Here is a 23978-nt window from a genome sequence, read left to right as displayed (position 1 = left end):
CCAGTCAGCGGTCTCAGCGGAAATAGCGGCGAAATTTAATTGTTCACCCTTGCAGGCGTCACTGTTGGAGATGCGCGGTCTTACCGCGGATGTGATGCCGCGTGAGGTGGAAAATTGGCTTTCCCCACATTTACCGCGCCTGTTGGAGAAGCTTGATCTGGGAGCAGAAAATAATAGAGCGGCGGAGCTGGTGCGGGGACTCACCCCGACCTCAAACGTCGTCGTCTACGGGGATTATGACGTGGACGGCATCTCAGCGACGGCGATCGCGATGGAACTTGCGCTTGTACGCGGCGCCCACGTCCGTTATTTCATCCCGCACCGTTTCAACCAGGGATACGGTCTTCACAAAGAGGTCGCGACGACGATCGCGAAACGCGGCTGTGACCTGGTGATCGTTGTAGACTGCGGTTCGCAGGACGTTGAGGCGGTGGAGACGCTTAAAAAAAGCGGCATTCCCGTCGTTGTCTTTGACCATCACCTTGTCGAGGGGACGCCGGCCAGTTGTGATACGATGATAAACCCGCAGATATCGGGGGACGCCGCGGCGAAAAAATTATGCGCTACCGGCGTCATCTGGTGCTGGGCCTGGCAGAATGAGCTGCTCACTGAACGCCAGCTGATGCGGATGCTTGACGTCGTTGCGCTGGCTACGATAGCCGACTGTGTTTCTCTTGCCTCTTCGCTCAACCGCGCACTCGTGCGCGAAGGGCTGAAATCGATCCGCACGCATACGCGCCCCGGCCTCAATATCCTGATGGAACAGCTGGGCATCGCCCCGTCGTCGATAGACACCGAAGATCTCGCGATGAAGATAATTCCCTGTCTCAACGCGGCGGGGCGGCTATATCTCGCCGACCTTGCGGTGGATATACTATTCCCGAGCAAGAACCTGGCGAGCAACGTCGGCAGGCTCATCGCGCTGAACCGCAAACGCCGCGAGCTCTCGTCAAAAATACTGGAACAGGTCGACAGCGCTGAAGAGGGCGAGTACAAATATGTGCTCACCAACAGCGACTGGTCGGTGGGGGTCCTGAGCAGCGTCGCGAGCCGCATATGCAGCGAGCGTAATTCACCGGTGGCCCTTGTGGCCGCGGTGGGCGACATTATGCGCGGAACATTGCGTATGCCGGCGGGCGGGGACGCGGTCGGCGTACTGAAAAAGCTGGCACCGCTGCTCAACACCTGGGGCGGCCACCGGCTTGCGGCAGGTTTCAGCGTAAAGAGCGAGAACTGGGACAAACTGCGCGGCATGATGGAGACGATGCTCTCAGAGGTCAAGGTCGTGGGCGAAAAGGAGGACCTCCTCTACTGGAACCCTCTTAATATGGATATGAACACCTGGTCCGAGGCGGTCGCGCTCGGCCCCTTCGGCATGGAAAACCCCGCGCCGATGCTTTACGCCCCTTACGGGGGGCAGATGCGTGTGGTACCATTGGGCAAAACGGGAAAACATGTTAAGGTCGAGCTCGGTTCGGCCTCGCTTCTGGCCTTTGGCGCCGCCGATATGTTTGACGGCCGCGGGGACATCGACGGCTGGGTATATAAGCCCCGCCTTGATACGTGGCGGAACGTCACCTCTCTTCAGTTTATACTTGAAAAGATGGTAGTCCAGGAGCAATAATTCATGCTGCGGTGGTGTGGTGTATGAACACGGAAAATAAGGGTACGGTTGCAAATGTAAGATCCGCCCATATGACGGAGATCGCCAACATGGGCGGTTTCTCCATTGGTGAGCGGGAGAGCCGGGCGCTGATGGAGAGCTACTGGGGACGTGTCTCTGAGGAGCAGCGCGTCGCGTCGCTGCGCCTTGCCTGGCAGGACCTTTGGGCGAAGTCCGCTCTCTACCTTCCCAAAGATGATATGAAGATAATAGGAGAAGCCTTTGTCTTCTCCTCAGTGGCGCATGGGAAGCAGCGCCGCCATACCGGCGAGCCATATATAATCCACACGGTGAGCGTCGCTGCGATACTTGCGAGCATGGAGATAGACAGGGAAACGATCGTTGCCTCACTGCTGCACGACGTACTTGAGGACACCCCTGTAACGCCGCAGCAGCTTGCGGAAAAGTTCGGCGAGGGCGTCGTTACCCTGGTGGACGGTGTGACGAAGCTCGGAAAGCTGCAGTTCAAATCTGTCGAGGAATACCAGTCTGAAAATCTCAGAAAGATGTTCGTCGTCATGGCGAAGGACATCCGCGTGGTACTCATAAAGCTTGCGGACCGTCTCCATAATATGCGCACGATATCCTCCCACAGAAGGGAGAAGCAGCTCTCAATAGCGCGCGAGACCCTGGAAATATACGCGCCGCTCGCCCATCGTCTCGGTATATATCAGGTAAAGCGCGAACTTGAGGACCTATCATTCCGTATCCTGGACCCCGAGATGTTTTATGACATCAAACGCCGGGTACGGAAAAAGCTTCCCGAGCGCGAGGCAATAATCAAAGACGCGATGGACATTCTCGAACAGCGGCTCAAAGAGGATAAGATAGAGGCCTCCATCAAGGGCAGGCCGAAGCATTTTTACAGCATCTACGAAAAGATGCGCCGCAAAAACCTCTCTCTTGAACAGCTCTACGACCTGCTCGCGCTGCGCGTCGTCGTGAAGACGATCGGAGAATGCTATCAGGTCCTAGGGCTCGTACATACGATCTGGAAGCCCATCCCCGGGCTTTTCGACGACTATATCGCCAACCCGAAGAGCAACATGTACCAGTCGCTCCATACGACGGTGGTCGGCCCGGAGGGCGAACCCCTCGAGGTGCAGATACGCACGAAGGAGATGCACCTTCTCGCCGAATACGGCATTGCGGCCCACTGGAATTATAAAGAGGGCGGCCATAAGGTGGACAATCTCGATAAGGGGCTTACATGGATACGCAAGGCGCTCGACGCCGCCCCCGAACGCGGTGAAGGGGATTCCGGCGGCGCGGGAGAGGGAAACGCCGAGGGAGCGTCCGAGGGGACGCTCTTCCTTGACAACCTCAAGACAGACGTGCTCTCGAACGACGTATTCGTATTCACCCCCAAAGGTAAGGTCGTGCGGGTCCCGAACGGCTCCACCTCGATAGATTTTGCCTACGCCGTGCACACACAGGTCGGGCATAAATGTGTCGGCACGATGATAAACGGGCGCATCGCGCCAATGGACCAGGAGCTCCACAACGGAGACATCGTTCGTATCCTCACCTCGCCGCAGGGCAAGCCTTCGCGCGACTGGCTGAAGATCGCAAAGTCAAACCGCACCCGCAGTAAAATAAAATCCTGGTTCCATCAGCAGGAACGCCAGGAGCGTGAAGAGAAATCCAAGCGCGGCCATGAGCTGCTTGAGAAGGAGGCGGCCCGCCGCAGCCCGGGAGTAGAAAACCCGCTGGAGGCGATAAATTCACAGCTTTCACATATCGCGCGCGAGCTTGGCTATTCCGGCCTAGAGGAGCTGATAATCGCCGTCGGCTCCGGCAGCCATTCCCCCGCGAGCGTCCTTGGCCGTATTACGCCGGACAGCGCGAAGGTACAGCCTGAAGCCATTCCCGAGACTCCCGCGCAGCGTCAGCGGAAGGAGGCCGACTCCGAGATAATCGTTGAGGGGGCCCAGGGAGTGCTTGTCACTCTCGCGCAGTGCTGCCGCCCGATACCGGGCGACCCGATAGTCGGCGTCGTCACGCAGAGCCGCGGCATCTCCGTACACCGCAAAGACTGCGTGAACATAGAAAAGTCGGATACGGCAAAGCAGGTGGCGGTGTCGTGGGGCAAACCGAAGGATACTCGCTATACGGCCCGCATAAAGGTCGAAGGGGTGGAGAAGCAGTCGCTTCTGGCCGAAATCGTCCAGGCGATCGCTCTGATGGACGGGCTGATAACCAACGTCAAAGCCAGCGTCGTCAACAACACACGTACGCGCGTGGTGGCGGATCTGCAGGTAAAGGATCTTGAGCACCTCTACCGCATCATCGCGAAGCTCAATAATATCTCGGGAATATTGGAAATAACCAGGGGGTAAAGAAATACATGAAGGCGCTTTTACAGAGAGTCTCTTCCTCTAAAGTTTCCGTGAACGGCGTCGTCGTCGGCGAGATCGGCCGTGGCATTACGGTGCTGCTGGGCGTGATCCCTGAAGACACGCAGAGGGACATAGACTGGCTGGCCGAAAAAATCGTAAATCTTCGCATCTTTGACGACGAAGATGGTAAAATGAATCTTTCAGTCTCCGATGTGCAGGGGGAGATATTGGTAATTTCCCAGTTTACCCTCTGCGGAGAGTGTAAAAAGGGGCGCCGCCCCTCGTGGGCAAAGGCAGCGGCGCCTGAATTTGCCAATGAGATGTATATGAAATTTATCGATGCGGTAAAAAAGGAGGGTATCCCCGTCGCCCACGGCCAGTTCCAGGCACACATGGCGGTGGATATACAGAACGACGGATCCGTTACCCTGATGATAGATACCAAGGAGTGAGATGAATGAACATTAAAAGGTTTCCGCTGGGTACACTATGGACGAATTGCTATCTAATATGGGATGACTCCGGCGACGGCTTCGTAGTCGATCCGGGCGGCCCTGCTAAGGAGGTGGAGGATTTTATCCGCAGTCAGGACATACGGGTGCACTGGATAATCCTCACTCACGGTCACAGCGACCACATCGGCGGTATAGCCGATCTGCGCAACCTCTCAGAGAACGGCGTCGCCATCCAAAGCGAAGATGCCGAGTGTCTTACGAGTGCGAGCAAAAACCTCTCGACCTACATGGGCGATGCGCTGGAGCTTCCCTCCGCGGAGAAGCTGCTTAACGACGGCGACCGGCTGAAGGTCGGCAAGATGACGCTCGACGTCATCCATACCCCCGGGCACACGCCAGGGGGGATCTGCATCGTGGTCACTGACGGCGAAGAGCAGATACTGATCTCCGGCGACACCCTCTTCGCCCGTTCGATCGGCAGGAGCGACCTCCCCGGAGGCAGCGAAGACGTCCTTATCGAATCGCTGAAAAAGCTGGACGGACTGCCGGATAAGCTGAGAGTATTTCCGGGACACGGCCCAGAAACGACGATCGGGGCGGAAAAACAGTATAATCCCTACTGGCCCAGATAGGTCCCGGTATGGATTTCTCGCAGCTTCCGCACTGCGAACGGCCACGGGAAAAACTTATCAAATACGGCCCGGAGTCGCTTTCCCTCGCCGAACTTCTTGCGATCCTCCTGAGGACCGGACGAAAGGGCGAGGATGTGGCGGCCCTATCGCAGAGCCTGCTGAATCGAATGGGCGGTCTGGAGGGGCTGGCGCGGGCCTCCACGGCGGAGCTGATGCAGGAAAAGGGACTCAAAGAGGCGAAGGTCGCCTCTCTTGCCGCGGCTGTCGAGCTGGGTAAGCGCATGGTGCTGATGAAAAGCGCGGAAAGCGAGAACTGGCGGCGCGTATTGCTCTCGAAGGCGCTGGAGACAAAATATATGGAGAGAGAGTGCATCTTCGCGTTTTTTCTCAACGCGAAGGACTGTGTTCTTGGAGAATCGGTGCTTTCTTATGGCGGAATTTCGGGGGCCTACCTTGATCTGCCGGTGTTGTTCCGTCAGGCGGTGAGGATCGCGGCGGCGAAGGTTGTCGTCCTGCATAACCATCCTGACGGCTGCCAGAGACCGAGCCGTGAAGACATCGCGCTCACCGAACATATAGAACAGGGGCTGCGCTTCTTAGGGCTGCAGCTCAAAGGGCACTACATCGCCGCCGGCGGCGGGCTCTTTCCTGTCAAGGGAGAACCATTGCCGGTGAACGGCCTGGAGGCCGCGGCGGATAAAATTTGAGGACTAAATCAGAAAAGTCAATTGAAAGCGGGGGCTTGTTTTGTTCAGTTTCAGACCCAACCTCTTCAACCACGAGATAGGTATAGATATTGGGACGGTAAATACGGTCATATATGTTAAATCAAAGGGGGTCGTCATCAACGAACCCTCCGTTATCGCGGTGCGCAACCTTGGCCGTAAGGGGCAGAAGGAGATAATCGCCTTCGGCGCCGCCGCGAAAAAAATGGTGGGACGTACGCCGCAGGGGATCACGACGGTCCGCCCCCTCTCGCACGGCGTCATCGCCGACTTTGAGATGACGCAGCATATGATACGTCACTATATGGCGCAGGCGACGGCCTCCAGCGGTCTCTTCTCGCATCCGCGCGTCGCCGTCTGCGTGCCGGCGAGCGTCACGGAGGTAGAAAAACGCGCCGTTGTTGAAGTTACGCTCGCCGCGGGGGCCAAGGAGGCCTTTGTCGTGGAGGAGCCGCTTGCCGCGGCGGTGGGCATTGGCCTGCCGATCGACGAGGCGCAGGGCAACATGGTCGTCAACATGGGCGGCGGAACCTGCGAGGTGGCGGTGCTCTCTCTGGGCGGGATCGTCATCAACCAGTCGGTCAGAGTGGCTGGGGACGCTCTCGACGAAGCGATCATCTCGATGCTGCGGCAGAACTACACCCTGGCGATCGGTGAGAGCACTGCGGAGGAGATAAAGATCGCGATCGGCTCCGTCATTCCGCTGGAGCAGGAGCTCAAGATGGATGTCAAGGGGCGCGACCTCGTTAACGGACTGCCGAAGGTGGTAAGCATCTGCTCCGAAGAGGTCCGCGAGGCGATAGAGCCGATCGTGACGCAGATCGAGGAGACGATACGCTCGACCATCGAGCGCACGCCGCCAGAGCTCGTCCGCGACATCGTCGATCAGGGCATCGTCCTCTCCGGCGGTACGGCCAACCTTCGCGGCCTCAACATCCGCTTTGCCGACGCGCTGAATGTGCCGATACATATCGCGGAGCAGCCAGTCTATTCCGTGGCCCTCGGCCTTGGAAAGATACTTGAGATGCCGCAGGATAAGAATCGGCTCTCGATTACGGTCGAGAGACAGGGCGTTTAAGGGGCGGGATCAATAGATGCCGCTTCTTGGCAGAGAAAGCCGCCCCTGGCTCAGCGGAGTCGTCTCCGTACTTGCCGGGGTGGGGATCCTGCTTTTTATGACCGCGGTGCCTGCCGCGAAATACAGCGCCGTCGAGTGGGTGAACGCCGCGCTCACATATCCGGAAAAGCCGGTGCTCTATGTGCGCAACCTTGTACAGCTCAGCAGCAACTGGGTGCTTGAGCGCGCGAGCCTCAATGAACGCGTGGAGCGGCTGGAGCTTAAGAATCAGGCTCTTACGGAGGCGCTCCAACGGGCGGCGATAAAGGAACCTGTGCCAAAGGAATCCTATATCCGCGCCCTCGTCACGCTGCGCTATCCGCAGGATTGGTGGCAGGAGTTCCGCATTGACAAGGGCTCGCGTGACGGCGTCGTGGAAAAGGCCGCCGTCACCTCGGAAGGTTACCTCGTCGGCCGTGTCACCAGGGTCGGCAGTGACTTTGCCTGGGTCGAGCTCATCACCTCCTCGTCGTTCCTGCTTGCGGCGGCGGTGGACCAGACCCGCGACCTCGGAGTGGTCAACGGAGACGACTTCGGCCATCTCAAGCTGCTTTATATACCGGAAGAGCGTAAACTCAAACAGGGCATGACGATATCGACTTCGCTTATGAGCGACCTTATACCGCCGGGGCTGCCGATCGGTACGATAATCGACATAGACGAAAACAGAGAGGGCTACACGGAGATGAGCCTCAGTGCCGGCGCTCACCTGACACAGCTCTATAATGTGGAGGTCTTTACCGGCAGGGGGGCGCCGAAATGACGCTGCTTCTGGTCGTCTGGCTTTTGCAGGACTTCGTGCAGCTGCTGCTGATGGGCATATGTATGGTGCCCGACATTTTCCTGCTGACGGCGCTGTTTATGGCGCTACTGCCGGATACCTCGAAAGAGTGGCAGACGAAACTCGTTTGGGCCGCCTTTATCGGCGGTCTGCTCTGGGACCTGCGCTGGACAAACCTGCCGGGGCTCACGGCGGCGATCGGCGGCGGCGTTATCGGTCTCGCCTGTTTCCTCTGGCAGAAGACGCCGGTACAGGGGCGAACGCTGGGAACCTTTACGATGATGCTGGCGGGCTGTGAGCTGTTGTATGCGGGGATACACTTTTTCTTCTGGACCATTCCCAGCCAGACGGTGATGCGGCAGTTTATCGTTCAGCAGCTGATAGCCGTCCCGGTGATCGTATTCTTCTCGTGGCTCTTCTGGAAGGTATCAGCACGGAATGGTTAGTACGCAGTATTCAAAGTTTGATATTATGCGCCGCATGCGCTTCCTGCAGGCGGCGGTATTCGTCTCTTTCATGCTGCTCGTTACGGGGCTCTTTTTCTTTCAGGTCGTGCAGGGCGACACCTATGTCAAACTTGCCTCGCAGAACCGGCTGCGTATTCTGCGCATCCTCCCGCCGCGCGGCAGCATCGTTGATATAAACGGCGCGCCGCTCGCGGTCAACGTCCGTACATTCAACATCAACGGCTATCCCATCGACCTCCAGAGGGAGGAAAATGTAAAATCCGTGACGGCTCTTCTGGTGCGCAACGGCATTCCAATGACGGAGGATAAGTTCAAAGAGCTTGTGGCTAAGCAATATTCCGCCCCTTACCGCGCGATAACCGTTGCGACGAACCTCACCTTCGCGCAGGTCGCGGAGATGATAATGGACAAAGATTTTAAAAAGGTCCTCTTTCTGACCCCCGTATGGCGGCGCACCTACCCCGCGGCGCAGTATGCCGCGCACGTCATCGGCTACGTGGCGGAGATAACGAAGGATGAGCTTGAGACAAAGGATGCCGAGGTCTATCGCGGCGGAGATATGATCGGCAAAAACGGAATCGAAGGGCAGTACGAGGACACCCTGCGCGGAGCCGCCGGCGAAGAGGTGATCGAGGTCGATTCGCGCGGCAGGAAGCTGCGCAACATCAGTTACGTGAAGTCGGCGAAGGGCGGCGATATGACGCTGACGATCGACCTTGCCGCCCAGCGCTACGCGTCGGAGCTGATCGGTAAATTCCGCGGCACAATAATTGCGATGGATATTAACGACGGCGGCGTACGCTGCCTCTATTCCTCGCCCTCCTACGATCCCAACCCTCTCACCTGGGGCATTACGAACAGCGAGTGGGCCGCGCTCACGGACCACAATGAGAGGCCGATGATGAACCGCGCGATCTCCGGCGCCTACCCGCCGGCCTCGACCTTTAAGATCGTTACCGGCTCGGCGATACTCGAGAGCAGGGTGGCGAATAAAAACACGACGGTCAACTGTCCCGGCTATTTTGAGCTTGGCAACCAGCGCTTTCGCTGCTGGAAGCACAGCGGCCACGGACGTGAAAATATAATAGACGCCCTGCGCGATTCCTGCGACGTCTATTTTTACCAGCTCTCGAACCAGATGGGGATCGACCGGCTGATAAAGACGGCCGCGAAGTTCGGCGTTGGGCAGAAGACGGGGATCGATCTCACGGGCGAAGTCTCGGGTACGCTCGCGGGACCGGAGTGGAAGAAGAAGCGAATCAAAGAAAACTGGTACGGCGGCGATACCGTAAATTATTCTATCGGGCAGGGATATGTGCTGATGACGCCGCTTCAGGTATTAAGGGCCTACGCGGCGCTGGCAAATGGTGGTAAACTTTTAAAGCCCCGGCTCAACACCGCGTCAGCGGTTGAGAGCGTTCCTCTGGATATATCACCCGAAGTGTTAAAATTGATACAGTCGGGTATACAGGAGGTTACAAGGAGCGGTACGGGAAGGCGGGCCAGCTCATTCGGGGTCAAGGTGGCGGGAAAGACCGGCACGGCGCAGAATTCGCACGGCGACGACCACGCCTGGTTTGTTGGATATGCTCCCGCGGATAATCCAAAATACGCGGTCGTCGCGATCGCGGAGGCCGGTAAGGGCGGTGCCGCGGTCACCGGCCCTATCGTAGGGAAGATGCTCAATTTTCTCATAAACGGCAAAAAATATACCGAACCCAAACCGGCGGAAGAGACAAATACGCCGGCTGCGCAGACGGGAACATAAGGGAGATATGAGATTTATGATTTTCTTTATCGAACTTAGTTTGTTTATTAGGGGTGCTGGAAGATGATTCAGTTAAAGGGCAGACAGGCGGGGTTTCTCAAATGTGTCGTTCCCGCCGATATGAGCGAGCGTCAGGTATTCGAGGGCTTTAGTTCGCTGCTTTCCACGGGGAGCCATCTGCTCGCAGGCAGCGAAATAGAGATAGATCTTCAGACGCGCCGTTTTTCTCCGGCGCTGCTGCTGAAGATTTGGAAAACTTTTATTGAACCGAGCGGCTGTACCGTCTCTCTCTGGTCGGTTTCCGACCCGCAGTCCAGGGAGTATCTCGAAAGGATGGGGTTTCGGACTTCGGCTGGCGAATATATGGCCGAGCGGCCGGAGAAAAAAGAGGCGCGGCGGGAGGAGGCCGGCGACGGCATCTATCCGGGCTTTGTCTATTTTGGTACGCTTCGCGGCGGTCAGAACATCGGCCATGCCGGGGATGTGGTGATAATCGGCAACGTCAACCAGGGGGCGGAGGTCACCGCGAAGGGCAACGTCACGGTGATAGGACGCCTCAACGGCCTTGTGCACGCAGGATGCGGCGGCAGCGACGAGATGACGGTGGTCACCCGCTCGCTGGAGGCCGGACAGGTGCGCATCGGCACGAAGGTAGGTATTATCGACAGGGATTCCCCCTTCTGGGGCAAACCCGTCACGATCAGGATATTAGAAAACGAGGTACTGGTGGCTCCATGGCCGGTACTATAAAGGAGGATGCAGTTTTGGGGTGCAGAATAATCGTAATTACTTCGGGTAAGGGCGGCGTCGGAAAGACGACGACCACGGCAAATTTAGCGGCGGCTCTCGCTTCCGAGGGGTACAGGGTTGTGGCCATCGACGGGGACGTCGGACTGAGAAATCTTGACGTTATCATGGGCCTTGAAAACCGCATCGTCTATACGCTCATAGATGTTATCGAGGGTAACTGCCGGCTCAACCAGGCGCTTATACGTGACAAGCGGCTGGAAAACCTCTATATGATACCGACGGCGCAGTCGAAGACGAAGGACGCCGTGTCGGCTGAGCAGATGGAAAAGCTCTGCGGCGACCTGAGCCCGGATTTCGACTTTATACTCATCGACAGCCCCGCCGGTATCGAGTCGGGGTTCCGCAACGCGGCGGCCGGGGCCACCGAGGCGCTCGTCGTCACGACGCCGGAGGTCTCGGCGGTGCGCGACGCGGACCGCATCATCGGCCTGCTTGAGTCGATGGACAAGGCTCCTATCCAGCTGATCGTAAACCGTATCCGTCCTGACATGGTCAAACGCGGCGATATGCTGAGCGTTCAGGATGTGCTTGACATCCTCGCCGTGGATCTTGTGGGTATGATCCCAGACGACGAATCGATTGTCATTTCGGCCAACCGCGGCGAGCCGCTCATCTTTTCCGGCGGCACAAAGGCGGGCGAAGCCTATAAAAATATCTCTAAGCGGTTATGCGGCGAAGAGGTCCCCTTTATGGACCTTTCGAAGGAAGAGGGCGGAATATTCGCCTCGCTGCGCAAACTGTTTTCCAAGGGTTAGGTGATCGGTATGAGAATATTTGATTGTATCAGCAGCCTTTTCGGCTCGCAGAAGAGCAGCTCGGTGGCGAAAGAGCGGCTACAGCTGGTGCTTATACATGACAGGAACGATATCTCGCCGGAGATACTCACGGCGCTGCGCGCAGACCTTATAAATACGATCAAAAAGTATCTTGATATCGACGAAAACGGGATCGAGCTCGACCTTAACAGAGAAGACCGCTCGGTGGCGCTGCTGGCGAGTATTCCGCTGAAAAACATGCAGCGGCCAGTCAGGGGCAGAAAGAGGACGGGGGAGACGGAAAGGTAATGCTCTTCGCCGTCAAGCTTGGCGCATATAACGATGGCTGAAAAATTTTCCACGAGTTGGAGCGACATCCGGTCATACACAGATTGGGTAATGATCATTGTCACTCTCGTCCTCTTCTGCTTCGGCCTCGCCGCGATCTACAGTGCGAGCGCCTCGTTCGCTAAGGGCGACGCCTCCGTTTCTGGCTTCGTAATAAGACAGATGGTCTGGGGCGCGATGAGCGCGGTCGTCTATCTGGCGGTACTCAAAGCGGACTACAGGAATTTTCTTAAATACGCCGGTCCTCTCTTCGTCTGCATCGTCATAATTTTTGTGGCGCTGCTTGTCGTGGGGCATACCGCGAAGGGGTCGCAGCGGTGGTTCAACTTCGGATTCTTCCGTTTTCAGCCCTCGGAGCTCGGCAAGGTGATATTCGCGCTCGCGCTTGCGAGGCTCTGTTCGGCGCTGCCGCCCAACAACAGGCGCGGGATCGGCGCCGCCGTGCTCGTCGCGGGGGCCGCTATCGTGCCGATAATGCTGCAGCCGGATCTGGGCAGCTCGCTGGTCTATGCCGTGATGCTGATAGCCGTATTCATCGCGGCGGGCACGCCCGTGAAGATCCTCGCTTCGATGGCGGGGGTGGGGATGGCGATGCTGCCGCTTGGGTGGATGGTTTTGAAACCCTATCAGAGAATGCGCCTGCTGGTTTTCCTCGATCCGACGATCGATCCGCAGGGTTCGGGGTATAATGTTATACAATCGCGCATCGCGGTCGGTTCGGGGGGCCTTTACGGCAAGGGCTTCATGCACGGCACGCAGGGCAAGCTCCACTTTCTGCCGGAGCCGCACACCGACTTTATCTTCAGCGTCTTCTCGGAGGAGTTTGGCTTTATCGGATGCGCCGTCGTGCTGCTGTTCTTCGCGGTCCTGCTGTGGCGCATTTTGAATGTTTCGCAGTACACGAAGGATTTACAGGCGAAGCTGATGTGCGCCGCAATCGCGGCGTGGCTGTGGTTTCAGATCATGGAGAGCGTGGCGATGAGCATGGGGCTTGCGCCGGTGACGGGGCTGCCGCTGCCGCTCTTCAGTTACGGAGGCAGCTCTCTGCTTGTGATATCGTTGGGGCTCGCCCTTGTTCAGAGCGCGAACATCGTCGCGCGCAAAGATAGATTTTAACCCGGGTATGCTCCGCCGGACCGTACGCGGCCTATTGGCGTACGGGGGCGGATTTCGTATAAAAGATTTTAGGAGGAAATTATATGCAAGGAGCTATTGAAGAGGGGCGGCTTCGCCGGCTGCTCTCCTCTGTTAAGCGCCCGTCCCGTTATATCGGCGGCGAATGGGGAAGCGGCCCTGTCAAAGAGGGGGAGGATCTTGTGCGTATCTGTTACGCCTTTCCCGACCTCTATGAGGTGGGGATGAGCTACCTCGGTTTTCAGATACTCTACCCGCTGACAAAATCGCTGCCCTACGCCGACGCGGAGCGCGTCTACACGCCATGGCCGGATATGGAGGCGGCGATGCGGGATTCCGGCACGCCTATCTGGGCGCTTGAGAGCAAACGTCCGCTCACCGATTTTGACGCCGTGGGCTTCACGCTGCAGTACGAGCTTTCATACACGAATATCTTAACGATTCTTGATCTTGCAGGGATACCGTTCCGCTCCGCGGAGCGCGGGGAGGAGCATCCGCTCATCCTTGCCGGCGGCATCGGCGCGCTTGCGCCGGAGCCGGTCGCCCCCTTTATCGACGCCTTTATGGTGGGGGACGGCGAGGTGCTCATACCGGAGGTGCTGAAATGCCTCCACGGGCTCAAGGGCGCCAAACGGGCCGAGAGGCTCGCGGCGCTGGCCGCCATTGAGGGGGTCTATGTGCCGGCGCTGTACGACGGAAGCAGAAAGATCCGCCGGCGGATCGCCGAAGACCTCGACGGCGCCTTCTACCACACCTCGATGATCGTGCCGAATACCGGCATCGTCCACGACCGGGTCGCCGTACAGGTATTTAAGGGCTGTACGCGCGGCTGCCGCTTCTGCCAGGCGGGGATCATCGACCGCCCGCTGCGGGAGCGCAGCGCCGAATCCGTCTGCGAACAGGTCAAGGGGCTGCTCGCCTCGACGGGGTGGGAGGAGGTCGGGCTTTTGTCCCTCGCCATCTGCGACTGGAACGGGCTGCCGGCGGCGATGGAAAAATTCGCCCCGATGCTTGCGGACAACCAGATAAAGCTCTCCCTGCCCAGCCTGCGCGTCGACACCTTCTCCGTGAACCTTGCGGCGGGGCTGGAGTCGATGAGGAAGGGCGGCCTCACCTTCGCCCCCGAGGCGGGAACGCAGCGCCTCCGCGACGTCATCAACAAAGGCGTCACGGACGAAGCGATCGAGGCGGCGCTGGACGAGACCTTCTCCCATGGCTGGGACCGGGTCAAACTATACTTTATGATGGGGCTGCCGACCGAAACGGCGGAGGACCTCGCGGGCATTCTGGATATATGCAGCCGCGCGGCCTCGATCGCCAAACGCTACAAGCGGCGCGGCGACGTCAACGCCTCCATCGCGGGATTCGTGCCGAAGGCGCACACGCCGTTCCAGTGGGAGGCGCAGGCCTCCATCGCCGAGCTGCGTGAGCGCGGCCGCGGACTTAAGAATTCGCTGAAAAACAGAAAAGTCTCCCTCTCCTATCACGAGCCGGAACAGACCTTTCTTGAGGGCGTATTCGCGCGCGGCGACTCCCGCCTCGCGGCGGCGGTCGAGGAGGCCTGGCGGCGCGGAGCGCGCTTTGACGGCTGGACGGAATACTTCAACTTCGACCTCTGGGCGGCGGTCTTTGCCGACCTGGGGATAGACGCGGCTAGTTACACAGCGGCGCGCGGAGTGGACGATAAACTGCCGTGGGACCACATAGACTGCGGTGTGACGAAAGATTTTCTGCTGCGCGAACGCGAAAAGGCACTCGCGGCGGCGACTACCGGCGACTGCCGCGGCGGCTGTAACGGCTGCGGCTGGCAGGGCCGTACGAAGGCGAAGGGGTGCCCCCATGTCGAGAATTAGGATCATCTTTGAAAAGCGGGGACTCTTCACCTTTGTGAACCACATGGACCTGCCCGTAATCTTTTCCCGCGCCGCGCGGCGCGCCGGGCTGACGCAGGAGTTCACCCAGGGCTTTTCGCCCCACCCGCGGATAAGCCTCGCTTCGCCGCTCGCTATTGGAGTGGAGGGGCTGGCGGAGCCGGCGGACTTCTGGTTTGAAAAATGGGATGAGGAATCTTTCCATCGGTGGAGCGAGATGCTCCCCGAGGGATTAAAAATATTGAAATATGCGGAAGTAGAGGACGGGTTAAACCTGGCAAAGCTGATAGACGCGGTGGTCTACCGGATATCCGGCGACGGCGCGCCCCTTGACGGGCGGGCGGCGCAGGTATTGTCCGACGAGGCCACGCGCTTGAACGCGCTCTTTGCCTGTTCCTTTAATGAGGGAACGGTGACGCTTACGGTCGGCGATCTCGAACACTGCGGCGCCGGTCTGCTCGTCAAAGCGCTTGCCGCGGCGGAGGTAGTCTCCGGCTGGCGGGACCTGCGTATGGAACGCCTCACCGTCGGCAAATGGAACGCCGAAGCCGGCGCCGTTCTTCCGCTTATTTAATTGGAGGTTTGAGATATGTCAGGCTGGTCAAAAAAGATAATAGCCAATCTTGTTGACCCCGAGGAGATCAGGATCGCCATCATCGACGAAAAGGGGAAACTTTACGAATTCTTTGTCGAGCGGATGCTTGAGCATCAGCGGACCGGCGAGATATACAAGGCGCGGGTCGACAGCGTGCTGCCGGGGATGAACTCCGCCTTCCTGAATCTCGGCGACGGCAGGAACGGATTCCTTTACCTTGACGACGTCAAGGGCATGGAGGTCAGGCCGGGTATGGAGATGCTCATGCAGGTCGTCAAAAACGCGCGCAAGGGCAAGGGCGCGCGCGTCTCACCGCGCGTCTCGCTCGCGGGCCGCTATATGGTGCTGATCCCCGGCGGCCACGAGACGGGAGTTTCAAAGCGTATCGAGGACGACGAGGAGCGCGCGCGCCTGCGCGCCATCGCGAAGGATCTGCGCCCGCAAAACTTCGGGATCATCATCAGGACCGTCGCGGAGGGCTGCGACGCCGAAGGGCTGCGCGAGGACGTCGAAGGGCTCCTCTCACAGTGGGAGACGATCCAGCGCAACGCGAAACAGAACGGCGCCCCCTGTCTCATCCACCGGGATATCGGCTCTCTAGAGCGCGTGCTGCGCGACGAGCTGACCGACGAGATAGACGAGATAGTCATCGACAGCGAAGAGGAAAAAGAGAGCGTCGAGGCGATCGTCAAAAAATTCTTCCCCGAAAAGGAGATCGACGTAAACCTCTTCAAGGGCAAAATGCCGCTCTTTGAAGTCTACGGGCTGGAAAACCAGATCGCCGAGCTGCAGGACCGCAAGGTCTGGCTCCCCTCGGGGGCCTACCTCGTCATCGACCAGACCGAGGCGCTGACGGTGATCGACGTCAACACAGGCAAATTCGTCGGTTCAAAAAATCTTAACGACACGGTGCTCAAGACGAACCTTGAGGCCGCCATCGAGATCGCCCGCCAGCTGCGGCTGCGCGCGCTCGGCGGCATCGTCGTCGTCGATTTTATCGACATGGAAAACGAGTCGGACAACCAGGCCCTCGTGCACCAGCTGCAGGAGCTCTTCAAAAACGACCGCTGCAAGGCGCGCGTCTACGGCGTCACCGGCCTCGGCCTTGTGGAAATCACGCGGAAACGCGCGCGCACGGACATCAGGGCGGCGCTTACGCGCGGTTGTCCCTTCTGCGGCGGGCTGGGAACGGTGACCAAAGAGGAGAGCGTAGCGGTGCAGATCAAACGCTTCATCAGGAAGATAACGCTCTCGTCGAAGGCGGAGGCTCTGCTGGTGGAGTGCTACACGACCGTCGCCGAATATATAAGCGAGACCTTCCTCTCCGCCTGGGAGGAAGAATTTGAGAGAAAAATATTCATCCGCGGCTGTCCCGACCTCTCCTGGGGCAAATACCGTCTCAAGTGTCAGGGCTCGCTGTCGCAGGTGGAACATCGCATAAACGTGCTTCAGAAGCGGGAGGGCTGGGCCATTGTACATCGGTCGCCTTCAGCTTAAGGGCTTCAAGAGCTTCGGCGGCTCTCACGACCTCATCCTCTCGTCGGGCTTCACGGCAATCGTCGGGCCGAACGGCAGCGGTAAGAGCAACCTGCTCGACGCGCTGCGCTGGTCTCTCGGCGACAGCAGCGCGAGCCGTCTGCGTATCAGCCGCCAGAGCGACCTGCTCTTTCAGGGCTCCGTCAGCAAAGAGACGGCGCGTGAGGCGGAGGTCACCCTCCATCTGCGCGAAGATGACCGCGTATGCTCCGTCAAACGCCGCGTCACGGCCCCTGACGGCACGACGAGCCTCTTTGTCGATAACGCGCGAAAGACGCTTACAGAACTGGACGAGATAAAAAGGAGCTGGAAGCTCGAGGGCGCCCGTTTCGCCTTCATCGGCCAGGGAGAGGTGCAGGAGGTGCTCAAACAGAGCCCCTCCGAGCGCCGTATGCACCTTGAGGTGCTCTTCGGCATCGATATCTACAGAAAAAAACGCATGGAGGCGCAGGACCGCCTCACCACCGTCAAAGAGGAATACGACCAGCTGCGTCACCTGATGGGAGAGCTAACGTCGCGCCGCGAGGAGATCGCGCCCGACGTGGCGCGCGCCGCGCAGATGCGCGCGATCCTTGACAGCATCGAGGGGGACCGCCGTTTGCTCTACTGGCTGCGCCGCGCCGAATGTGAAAGGACCGTCGCGGCCATCGCCGCGGAGCTGGAGGCCGCAGCTTCGCTGCGTGAGGGAACGATCTTCTGGTCGCGCTTTTGGAAGGGTGCGAACGGGGCGCTGGAGCTCAAACTTACGCACGCCGCGCAGGCCCACCGCCAGCAGAGCTGGGAGCTGGAACAATGCCGCAATCGTTTCGACAGCCTGATAAAGTCCGGCTACGCCTCGGCGGCGAACCTGCGCGGCTCGAAGGCGCGGCTGCAGGAGGCCAGGACCGAACAGGCGGAGGCGAAAGAGCGTTACGCCAAGCTGCTCGAAGAGCAAAAAAAATCCCTTGAAGAGAATAAAAATGCGCGCGAAGAGCTCCAAAAGGCCGAACTGGCCCAGAAGGCGATCGAGAAAAAGTGGAATGAATACAACGAAAGGCTTGAAAAGACGCGCCTTGAGCGCGAAGCGTGGAACAACGAAAAGGGGCGCCTCGACGGCGAACTGCAGAAGTGCCGCGCAAAACTTTCATATCTGGGCAAAGAGCTGCTCGAGCTGCGCAGCAAAAAGGCAAACGCCCCCGACGAACGCAAAGACCTTGATTTTCAGATAAAACATCTTGAGGAAGAGCGCACCCGGCTCAACTCCGAGCAGGAGAAGCTGGTCAAGGAGCACAGCGAGCTTTACGCCCTCTGTCAGAACCTTGCCGCCGAACTGCAGCGCGCCAAGCGCGAATCGGTGAACCTGCGCTCAAAGCTCAACGACGCGACCGAATCGCTGCAGGCCGGGCTCTATCCCGCGCCGGTGCGCCATCTGCTCTCCGCCTCCAAGCTGAAACGGCTTGACGCGGACCCGCACGCCGTCATCGACGTTCTCTCCGCCCCCGCCAACCTCGCGACGGCCCTCGAGGCCTACCTCGGCGGCCGCCAGTTTCAGCTGCTCGTCGAGGACATGGACGAGGCGGGACGCTGCATCAGCCAGCTGAAAAAGAACTCCGCCGGTACCGCCACCTTCCTGCCTCTCGAGAGGGCTCGTCCGCGCTATCCCAACAAGGCGGCGTGGCTGCCGTCGCGCGGCGTCGTCGGCTGGGCGATCGAGCTGATTCGCGTCGAAGACCACTGGCTGCCGGCCATACAGCACATCTTAGGAGACCTGCTAATTGTAGATACCTACGATATCGGAAAAGAGCTGGTGCGCTCCGGTTTCAGAGGCCCCATAGTTACCATGGAGGGCGACGTATTCCAGCCCGGCGGCACCGTGAGCGGCGGCCGCAGCCAGAAGAGCGGACGTGTGCTTGAGATGAAGGCGCAGGTCGCCCGTCTCGAGGAAGAGGCGGATAAGGCCCAGCGCGCCGCGGAGTCCCTCTCGAAAAAATACAAGGAGGCCGAGGGAAAAGAGCTTGCCGCCTCCGAGCAAAAAGAAGAATACACCCGCAAAATACGCGAGGTGAACGGCAAAATAGCCGTTATAGAGGACCAGAAAGAATCCATCGCCAAGGAGCAGCGCCGCGCCGCCGGAGAACGAGGCCGGATACTCGACTCCATCAAATCGGAGGGAAAAAGCTGGTCCGCGCTGCTAGCCGCGATGGACGAACTGGAAGAAAAGCGTGACCGCGCCTCCGATGTGGAGGACGACCGCCACCTTATTGAGGAGCGCGAAAAATGCCGCGCCCGCGCCACCGTGGCGGCCTCCAACCTCTCGGCGGGCTTCGCCCTGATGAACCGCGTGAGCAACGACGTGCGCGCGCAGGAGAGCAAACTGCGCAAGCTTGAGGAGGAGACGGCGGAGCTTGACCAGAGCTGCGTCCGCGAACGCTCCAACCTCGCCCGCGTCGGCGGCAGCTGCCTAGAGATACATCTGCGCCGCAAAGAGCTTCTTGCGGAGATCGAGGAACACGGCGGCCTCTATACGAGGCTTGAAAAAATCAAAGAATACATCAAAAGCCGCCAGACAAAGGCGGAGAGCCGCATGCAGGGCGAATCGGAAAAATTCACGCTCGCGCAGGCCCGCAAGGGCGAGACGGAGCGCGATCTCGGCGAACTTGTCAGCACCTGGGAGGAGCAGTTTCCCTATCCCGGCCCCGAGGAGCTTCCCGGCGACGTCGGCGTCGACGAACTGCACCGCAAAATACGCGACGGCGACCGGAAGATAAAGGCCTTCGGCGACGTCAACATGGGCGTCCTCTCCGAAGACCAGAGCCTCAAAGACCGGCTCGCCTTCCTCGGCGAACAGCTTGACGACGTGCGCGCCAGCGCCGCCGAGATCGAGCGGCTCATCTCCGACACCGACCTGATGGCCCACCGCCAGTTCTCCGCCGCCCTTCTGAAGGTCGACGAACGTTTCTGCCACCTCTTCAAGACCCTCTTCGGCGGCGGCGAAGCCCACCTTGTGATGACCGAGGGCGAGACGATCTGGAACACCGGCGTCGAGATCGACGCGCGGCTGCCGGGGAAACACACGCAGGTGCTGAACCAGTACTCCGGCGGCGAACGCGCCCTCATCTCCATCTCGCTGCTCTTTGCGACCATGGAAGTCGCCGGATCGCCCATCGCGGTGCTTGACGAAGTCGACGCGGCGCTTGACGAGTCCAACCTCCGCCGCTTCAGCGAGCTGACGAAAGAATACGCCAAAAGCCGCCAGATCCTTGCGATGACGCACCGGCGGGCGACGATGGAGCGCGCCGACGTCCTCTACGGCGTCACGCTGCAGGAGCCGGGACTCTCACAGGTTGTCGGCGTGCGGCTCGAGGACTGGACATAATGGAAGACTGCCATAATCTGCTCTGCGGAGCGCTGAAGATGATCCAGCCCGCGGCGGGAGAGGGACTGCGCGTGAACGTAGACACCGTCCTGCTCGCGCACTTCTCGCGTCCGAAGCGCGGCGAGAAAATACTGGAAATCGGCTGCGCCCACGGAGCGGTATCCCTCATTCTCGCGAAGCGCGGCTTTCCCGTGACGGGGATCGACATCCAGCCGCACCTCATCGCGCTCGCGAAAAAAAACGCCGTGCTGAACGGCCTGGAGGCGGAATTCATCTCCGCCGACATCCGCGAATATAAAAAAATCGCCCCGGCCCAGAGCTTTGACCGTATCGTGGTGAATCCGCCATACGACGAGGCGGAGCGCAGCAGGCCGAGCCCGAAAGAGCCGGTCTCCACCGCGATGCACGGCGCCTGCTGCCGCTTGGAGGATATCATCGCCGCCTCCCACTACCTTCTGAAAAACCGCGGGCGGCTCGACCTTGTGATGCGGGGCGACCGCATCGGCGAACTCTTCGCGCTGCTCGACCGCTATAAGACGCCGCCGAAACAGATGCGCTGCGTCCATCCGCGCCCCGGCGAACGCGCCTCCGTCGCGCTTGTCGAGGCGGTGCGTTCCGGCAGTCACGGCCTTATAATAGAACCGCCATTATTCATAACGGACGCCTCCGGCTCGGAGACGCCGGAGCTCAAAGAGGCATACATTATCGAGGAGGTGCGCTGATGCCGCTGATAATCATACCGACTCCCGTCGGAAACCTTGAGGACATGACGCTGCGCGGCCTGCGCGAACTGCGCGAAGCCGACGTCGTCGCCTGCGAGGACACGCGCCGCACACTGCAGCTGCTCAACCATTTTGAAATAAAAAAGCCGCTCATCTCCTGCCATGAACATAACGAGACGGAGCGCGTCGAACCGCTGATGGCGCGCCTCGCGGCGGGGGAACGCGTCGCCCTCGTCTCCGACGCCGGCACTCCGGGCCTCTCCGACCCGGGAGGGATAATGGCGCGGGCGGCGGCGGAACGGGGATATCCCGTCGACGTGCTGCCGGGGGCGAACGCGCTGCTTCCGGCGTTGCTGCTCTCGGGAGCCGAGATGGACTCCTTCCTCTTCGTCGGCTTCCTCAAAGGCAAACGGGAAGAAAAGCGGCGGCGTCTCGAAGAGATAAAGACGCTGCGCGAGACGCTTGTCTTCTACATGTCGCCGCACCGGCTGCTGAAAGAGCTGGAGCTGATGGGCGGCATCCTCGGGGACCGCGGAGCGGCGCTCGTGCGCGAAATAAGCAAGGTGCATCAGGAGACTATCCGCGGCACGCTGCTGTCATTTTGTGATACAATGCCCGAGGAAAAAATCCGTGGGGAGTTCGTCTGCGTCGTCGACGGCGCGGCGGAGGCGGAGCGGGACGACGCAGGCTGGCGGGATGAGGCGCTTGCGCTGGCGCGCGCCGGAGAATCGACGAAAAATCTTGCCAACTCGCTCGCGATAAAGTATGGTATACAGAAGAATGTCATTAAAAAATTCATTATAGAAAATTGCTCCAGGGAGGCATAAATTATGACAGAAAAGAACTTTTACATCACCACGCCGATCTACTACGTCAACGACGTGCCGCACATAGGCCACGCCTATACGACCATCGCCGCCGACGTTCTCAGCCGCTGGCACAAGTCGGGCGGCGAGAACAGCTACTTCCTCACCGGTACCGACGAACACGGGCAGAAGATCCAGACCGTCGCGGAAAAACGCGGCATGACGCCGCAGGCGCTCTGCGACGAAGTCGTGCAGAACTTCCAGAGGCTGTGGACCGCGCTCAACATCAAAAACGACGACTTTATCAGGACTACGGAGCCGCGCCATGAAAAGGTCGTGCAGGAGGTATTCCGCCGTCTGACGGCCTCAGGCGACATCTACAAGGGAGAGTACGAGGGCTGGTACTGCGTGCCCTGCGAGACATACGTTCCCGAGGCGCAGATGGGCGAGGGGCAGACCTGCCCCGACTGCCACCGGCCGCTGACCAAGATGACGGAGGAGACATACTTCTTCCGCCTCTCAAAGTACGCCGAGCCGCTGCTCAAATTCTACGAAGAACACCCTGACGCGATCATGCCGAAAAAGCGCTACAACGAGGTCGTCAGCTTCATTAAGAGCGGCCTCCGCGACCAGTCGATCTCGCGCACGACGCTCAAATGGGGCATCCCCCTGCCGGGCGACGAGGCGCACGTCATCTACGTCTGGTTCGACGCGCTCATCAACTACCTCTCGGCGCTCGACTTCCCTGAGAAGGGCGGAAAATGGGAGACCTACTGGCCCGTGGTGCGCCATCTTGTCGGCAAAGACATCATCCGCTTCCACTGCGTCATCTGGCCCGCGATGCTGATGGCGCTCGGAGTAAATCCCCCCGTCCGCGTCTTCGCGCACGGCTGGTGGACCGTCGAGGGCGAAAAGATGTCCAAGTCCCTCGGCAACGTTGTCGACCCCTTTGAGATGGTCGGCCTCTACGGCATCGACGCCTTCCGCTACTTCCTGCTCCGCGAGGTGCCCTTTGGACACGACGGAGATTTCTCCGAACTCGCAATGGCGCAGCGCATCAACTCCGACCTTGCCAACGACCTCGGCAACCTGCTCTCGCGCTCGCTGCAGATGATCGACAAATTCCGCGGCTGCGACCTGCCGGCCTCCTACACGCCGACGGAGCTCGACAAAGAGATCGAGGCGCTTGCGGAGTATACCTTCAGTGAAATGAACGAGCTGATGGAGCGTTTTGCCTTTGACGACGCGCTTAAATGCCTCTGGGCCTTCATCAGCCGCGCCAACAAATACATTGATGAGACCGAACCCTGGAGGCTCGGACGCGAGGGCGAAGTCGAACGCCTTGACGCCATGCTCCGCACCCTCTGGGAATCGCTGCGTCTCGCGGCGGTGCTCGTGGCTCCCTTCATGCCGGATACGGCGGCGAAAATCTGGTCGCAGCTCGGGCTTGACGGCGATCCGCTCGACAAAGGCCGCGCGAACTGGAAGTGGGGCGGCGTAGAGGGGCCGATTAAAGTCAGCCGCAGCGGCATCCTCTTCCCGCGCATCGACATAGAGAAATGGAAGAAGGAAAAAGAGGCGCGCGACCTGGAAAAGCGCGCGAAACTCGACCCTACCGCCTTCTTTAAGTACCTTGAGCCGAAGCCTCAGATAGAGTATGACGATTTCGCGAAGCTCGACCTGCGCATCGCGCTGGTGGAAAAGATCGAAGTCGTGCCGAAGGCGGACAAACTCTACATCCTGAACCTCGACCTCGGCTACGAGAAGCGCGTCATCGTCTCCAGCATCAGGGAATTCTACAAGCCGGAGGATCTAGAGGGCAAAAAGATCATCGTCCTCTGCAACCTCAAGCCCGCGAAGTTCCGCGGTGTGCAGAGCAACGGTATGCTGCTCGCGGCGGAAAGCCCCGAGACGCGGCAGGAGATACTGACGCTGCTGACCGTGATGGATGATTCTATTCCCGTAGGCAGCCGCATCAGCTAAAATCGGTGTTTAGACGCACGACTAACTTCATAACCGAGGGCTTGGCAATGCTCACCGCACATTAGTGCGCCTCCGCTTGCCAAGCCCTCAGTTATTTCGTTATTCGCACGTCTAAA

Annotated in this window: 20 protein-coding genes; all 20 read left to right on the top strand. The window is 59.4% G+C overall.

Annotation, left to right across the window (positions count from 1 at the left end):
• Positions 1-49: 49 nt before the first annotated feature.
• The 20 genes from LIO98_RS03615 to metG all read left to right on the top strand — a co-directional run bounded on the left by LIO98_RS03615 (position 50) and on the right by metG (position 23862).
• Positions 50-1624, top strand: a complete 1575-nt coding sequence (locus LIO98_RS03615; protein WP_291953426.1) for a DHH family phosphoesterase — start codon at positions 50-52, stop codon at positions 1622-1624.
• Between the two features lie 23 nt (positions 1625-1647).
• On the top strand, positions 1648-4002 hold the full coding sequence (locus LIO98_RS03610; protein WP_291953425.1) for a bifunctional (p)ppGpp synthetase/guanosine-3',5'-bis(diphosphate) 3'-pyrophosphohydrolase: 2355 nt from the start codon (positions 1648-1650) through the stop codon (positions 4000-4002).
• An 8-nt stretch (positions 4003-4010) separates the two neighbouring features.
• Complete coding sequence (gene dtd / locus LIO98_RS03605) at positions 4011-4454, top strand: D-aminoacyl-tRNA deacylase (protein WP_291953424.1); 444 nt, start codon at positions 4011-4013, stop codon at positions 4452-4454.
• A gap of 5 nt (positions 4455-4459) precedes the next feature.
• The gene (locus LIO98_RS03600) at positions 4460-5089 is read left to right on the top strand and encodes an MBL fold metallo-hydrolase (protein WP_291953423.1); all 630 of its coding nucleotides are present in this window, start codon (positions 4460-4462) and stop codon (positions 5087-5089) included.
• 8 nt (positions 5090-5097) lie between these two features.
• Entirely contained in the window at positions 5098-5796 is a 699-nt protein-coding gene (gene radC, locus LIO98_RS03595; protein WP_291953422.1) for a DNA repair protein RadC, read from the top strand.
• 40 nt (positions 5797-5836) lie between these two features.
• Positions 5837-6892, top strand: coding sequence for a rod shape-determining protein (locus LIO98_RS03590; RefSeq protein ID WP_291953421.1), 1056 nt, complete (start codon positions 5837-5839; stop codon positions 6890-6892).
• A 16-nt stretch (positions 6893-6908) separates the two neighbouring features.
• Positions 6909-7694, top strand: a complete 786-nt coding sequence (gene mreC, locus LIO98_RS03585; RefSeq protein ID WP_291953420.1) for a rod shape-determining protein MreC — start codon at positions 6909-6911, stop codon at positions 7692-7694.
• On the top strand, positions 7691-8158 hold the full coding sequence (locus tag LIO98_RS03580; RefSeq protein ID WP_291953419.1) for a hypothetical protein: 468 nt from the start codon (positions 7691-7693) through the stop codon (positions 8156-8158). The genes mreC and LIO98_RS03580 overlap by 4 nt, the downstream gene beginning before the upstream one ends.
• Positions 8151-9947, top strand: a complete 1797-nt coding sequence (gene mrdA / locus LIO98_RS03575) for a penicillin-binding protein 2 (protein WP_291953418.1) — start codon at positions 8151-8153, stop codon at positions 9945-9947. Before LIO98_RS03580 ends, mrdA begins: the two co-directional genes overlap by 8 nt.
• 63 nt (positions 9948-10010) lie before the next feature.
• The gene (locus LIO98_RS03570; protein WP_291953417.1) at positions 10011-10697 is read left to right on the top strand and encodes a septum site-determining protein MinC; all 687 of its coding nucleotides are present in this window, start codon (positions 10011-10013) and stop codon (positions 10695-10697) included.
• Positions 10698-10711: 14 nt separating this feature from the next.
• Positions 10712-11512 (top strand): septum site-determining protein MinD, encoded by an 801-nt coding sequence (gene minD / locus LIO98_RS03565; RefSeq protein WP_291953416.1) that lies wholly within the window; start codon positions 10712-10714, stop codon positions 11510-11512.
• Positions 11513-11521: 9 nt separating this feature from the next.
• The gene (gene minE, locus LIO98_RS03560; protein WP_291953415.1) at positions 11522-11821 is read left to right on the top strand and encodes a cell division topological specificity factor MinE; all 300 of its coding nucleotides are present in this window, start codon (positions 11522-11524) and stop codon (positions 11819-11821) included.
• Positions 11822-11854: 33 nt separating this feature from the next.
• Positions 11855-12976: a rod shape-determining protein RodA gene (gene rodA, locus LIO98_RS03555; protein WP_291953414.1), complete on the top strand. Its 1122-nt coding sequence runs from the start codon at positions 11855-11857 to the stop codon at positions 12974-12976.
• Between the two features lie 83 nt (positions 12977-13059).
• The gene (locus LIO98_RS03550; RefSeq protein ID WP_291953413.1) at positions 13060-14847 is read left to right on the top strand and encodes a TIGR03960 family B12-binding radical SAM protein; all 1788 of its coding nucleotides are present in this window, start codon (positions 13060-13062) and stop codon (positions 14845-14847) included.
• Complete coding sequence (locus LIO98_RS03545) at positions 14834-15439, top strand: TIGR03936 family radical SAM-associated protein (RefSeq protein WP_291953412.1); 606 nt, start codon at positions 14834-14836, stop codon at positions 15437-15439. Before LIO98_RS03550 ends, LIO98_RS03545 begins: the two co-directional genes overlap by 14 nt.
• A 15-nt stretch (positions 15440-15454) precedes the next feature.
• Entirely contained in the window at positions 15455-16957 is a 1503-nt protein-coding gene (locus LIO98_RS03540) for an Rne/Rng family ribonuclease (RefSeq protein ID WP_291953411.1), read from the top strand.
• Entirely contained in the window at positions 16932-20351 is a 3420-nt protein-coding gene (gene smc / locus LIO98_RS03535; protein ID WP_291953410.1) for a chromosome segregation protein SMC, read from the top strand. Before LIO98_RS03540 ends, smc begins: the two co-directional genes overlap by 26 nt.
• Positions 20351-21073: a methyltransferase domain-containing protein gene (locus LIO98_RS03530; RefSeq protein WP_291953409.1), complete on the top strand. Its 723-nt coding sequence runs from the start codon at positions 20351-20353 to the stop codon at positions 21071-21073. Before smc ends, LIO98_RS03530 begins: the two co-directional genes overlap by 1 nt.
• On the top strand, positions 21073-21900 hold the full coding sequence (gene rsmI / locus LIO98_RS03525) for a 16S rRNA (cytidine(1402)-2'-O)-methyltransferase (RefSeq protein ID WP_291953408.1): 828 nt from the start codon (positions 21073-21075) through the stop codon (positions 21898-21900). The genes LIO98_RS03530 and rsmI overlap by 1 nt, the downstream gene beginning before the upstream one ends.
• 3 nt (positions 21901-21903) lie before the next feature.
• Positions 21904-23862, top strand: coding sequence for a methionine--tRNA ligase (gene metG / locus LIO98_RS03520; RefSeq protein WP_291953406.1), 1959 nt, complete (start codon positions 21904-21906; stop codon positions 23860-23862).
• Positions 23863-23978 lie beyond the last annotated feature (116 nt).

The sequence above is a fragment of the Cloacibacillus sp. genome (assembly GCF_020860125.1).
In the GTDB taxonomy this organism is placed as follows: domain Bacteria; phylum Synergistota; class Synergistia; order Synergistales; family Synergistaceae; genus Cloacibacillus.
The sequence above is the reverse complement of the archived record's forward strand: the minus strand, read 5'-3'. Positions and strand labels throughout refer to the sequence as shown.

What these genes read in the sequence shown, in the direction of transcription:
- LIO98_RS03610 (WP_291953425.1), top strand. Translation starts at nt 1,648, where the DNA reads ATGAACACGGAAAATAAGGGTACGGTTGCAAATGTAAGATCCGCCCAT.
- dtd (WP_291953424.1), top strand. Translation starts at nt 4,011, where the DNA reads ATGAAGGCGCTTTTACAGAGAGTCTCTTCCTCTAAAGTTTCCGTGAAC.
- LIO98_RS03600 (WP_291953423.1), top strand. Translation starts at nt 4,460, where the DNA reads ATGAACATTAAAAGGTTTCCGCTGGGTACACTATGGACGAATTGCTAT.
- radC (WP_291953422.1), top strand. Translation starts at nt 5,098, where the DNA reads ATGGATTTCTCGCAGCTTCCGCACTGCGAACGGCCACGGGAAAAACTT.
- mreC (WP_291953420.1), top strand. Translation starts at nt 6,909, where the DNA reads ATGCCGCTTCTTGGCAGAGAAAGCCGCCCCTGGCTCAGCGGAGTCGTC.
- LIO98_RS03580 (WP_291953419.1), top strand. Translation starts at nt 7,691, where the DNA reads ATGACGCTGCTTCTGGTCGTCTGGCTTTTGCAGGACTTCGTGCAGCTG.
- mrdA (WP_291953418.1), top strand. Translation starts at nt 8,151, where the DNA reads ATGGTTAGTACGCAGTATTCAAAGTTTGATATTATGCGCCGCATGCGC.
- LIO98_RS03570 (WP_291953417.1), top strand. Translation starts at nt 10,011, where the DNA reads ATGATTCAGTTAAAGGGCAGACAGGCGGGGTTTCTCAAATGTGTCGTT.
- minE (WP_291953415.1), top strand. Translation starts at nt 11,522, where the DNA reads ATGAGAATATTTGATTGTATCAGCAGCCTTTTCGGCTCGCAGAAGAGC.
- rodA (WP_291953414.1), top strand. Translation starts at nt 11,855, where the DNA reads ATGGCTGAAAAATTTTCCACGAGTTGGAGCGACATCCGGTCATACACA.
- LIO98_RS03550 (WP_291953413.1), top strand. Translation starts at nt 13,060, where the DNA reads ATGCAAGGAGCTATTGAAGAGGGGCGGCTTCGCCGGCTGCTCTCCTCT.
- LIO98_RS03545 (WP_291953412.1), top strand. Translation starts at nt 14,834, where the DNA reads ATGTCGAGAATTAGGATCATCTTTGAAAAGCGGGGACTCTTCACCTTT.
- LIO98_RS03540 (WP_291953411.1), top strand. Translation starts at nt 15,455, where the DNA reads ATGTCAGGCTGGTCAAAAAAGATAATAGCCAATCTTGTTGACCCCGAG.
- LIO98_RS03530 (WP_291953409.1), top strand. Translation starts at nt 20,351, where the DNA reads ATGGAAGACTGCCATAATCTGCTCTGCGGAGCGCTGAAGATGATCCAG.
- rsmI (WP_291953408.1), top strand. Translation starts at nt 21,073, where the DNA reads ATGCCGCTGATAATCATACCGACTCCCGTCGGAAACCTTGAGGACATG.
- metG (WP_291953406.1), top strand. Translation starts at nt 21,904, where the DNA reads ATGACAGAAAAGAACTTTTACATCACCACGCCGATCTACTACGTCAAC.